This is a genomic window from Streptomyces milbemycinicus, from assembly GCF_002154605.1.
In the GTDB taxonomy this organism is placed as follows: domain Bacteria; phylum Actinomycetota; class Actinomycetes; order Streptomycetales; family Streptomycetaceae; genus Streptomyces; species Streptomyces milbemycinicus.
This window is the reverse complement of sequence record NZ_MUNE01000931.1, coordinates 1-1,414: the sequence shown is the minus strand read 5'-3', so window position 1 is coordinate 1,414 and position 1,414 is coordinate 1. Positions and strand designations below refer to the sequence as shown.

Sequence of the window (1,414 nt, the reverse complement as noted above, 5' to 3'; positions counted from 1 at the left end):
GGATGCCGGAGGTCGTGGTGGTCCGCCGGCTGCGGCCCGCGAAGGAGCCGCAGCCGGCGGACCACCACGACCTCCGGCATCCGGCCCAGCCGCTCGCACACCGCGTCCATGTCGAGCGCGGCCACCCCGGGTGGGAGCAGATGCTGGGGCAGCGGGGCCACCAGGTACCGCTCGCGGCGCGGGCGCACCGCGAGGGGGCGCCGCGTGCTCTTCTTGCGCGGCCCCTCCTCCCGGCCGGCGCCCGCGCGCCCGGGCCCGCCCGCGCCCGCGCCGTCGCTGTCGTTCTCGGGCCTGTTCTTGAGCATCACGTCCACCTTCACCACGCCGACGTCGTCCTTCCGCTTGTGCTCCGGCGACCGGGGGCCGCGCTCCCACGGTGATGCGGTGTGCTCGGGAACGTCCCGGGCACACCGCACCGCGTCAACCCAGGTGTCAGCCCATGCCGAACGGCTGCTGGTACTGCTGGTACGGCTGCTGGCCGAACTGCTGCATGCCCATACCCGGCTGGCCCATACCCTGCTGGCCGAAGCCCTGTTGGCCCATGCCCTGCTGGCCCTGCTGGCCCTGCTGCTGGATCAGCGTCGCGATGGCGACCGGCAGCGCCTGCTGTACGGCCTGCTCCACCGCCTGCCGGACCCCGTTGTGCAGCGAGTAGTGCAGCGCCATGGCCAGGTACGGGTGCGCCTGCTGTCCCAGGCCCTGCTGGTTGAGCTGCTGGAGCTGCTGGACGGTGTGCTGCAGGCGCTGCGCGATCTGCTGGCTCGCCTGCTGACAGGCCTGTTGGATCGTCTGCTGCACGACCTGGGTGATTTGCTGCTGGCCCATCTGGGGCTGCATCTGCTGCATGGGTTGGGCGCCAGTCATCACCGACATGGATCCTCCACACGACGACATAGACGAGGAAGGACACAGGGGCGACACGCCCCGCATGCCCTATTTGTTACATTTACGCTAAGTCGGTGTCAGGATCGCCGCCATCGGAGGACGGCCGTCAGCGCTCCAACGCCCCCAGCGCCGCGCGCACCTGGGCCAGCGGATCCTCGCCCACCGGACGCAGTACGACCGTCTCCGCGCCCGCCTCCCACAGGGCCCGGACCCGCTCGGCGGCGGTGGCGGCGTCGCCCGCCGCGAGGAACACTTCCTCGCGCGGAACACTGAGCCATTCGGAGTACTCGTCACGTACGGGCGCGGTGTCCGTCGCCACCCGCCCGGGGTCGTCGGCCACGCACAGATGGGTGAAGACGACCAGCTCATGCGGGTGGCCTGCACCGGCCGTGGCGCGCCCCTTCGCGATATGGCCGAGCGCGGCGGCGATCGCGCCCGGGCCCTGGCCCTCGGCCATGACCGTGCCGTCGGCGGCCCGGCCGGACAGTTCCAGGGAGCGGGGGCGTACGACACCCGAGACGACCGGCGG

General features: G+C 72.1%; 2 protein-coding genes and 1 pseudogene. All 3 read right to left on the bottom strand.

Annotated features, from left to right (window positions below):
* A pseudogene (locus CCN51_RS49025) lies at positions 1-323 on the bottom strand (S8 family serine peptidase); the annotation flags it as partial.
* 109 nt (positions 324-432) lie between these two features.
* Entirely contained in the window at positions 433-873 is a 441-nt protein-coding gene (locus CCN51_RS49020) for a hypothetical protein (RefSeq protein ID WP_014176898.1), read from the bottom strand.
* A gap of 118 nt (positions 874-991) precedes the next feature.
* On the bottom strand, positions 992-1,414 hold a 423-nt coding region (locus CCN51_RS49015; protein ID WP_143676167.1), incomplete at its 5' end, for an LLM class flavin-dependent oxidoreductase.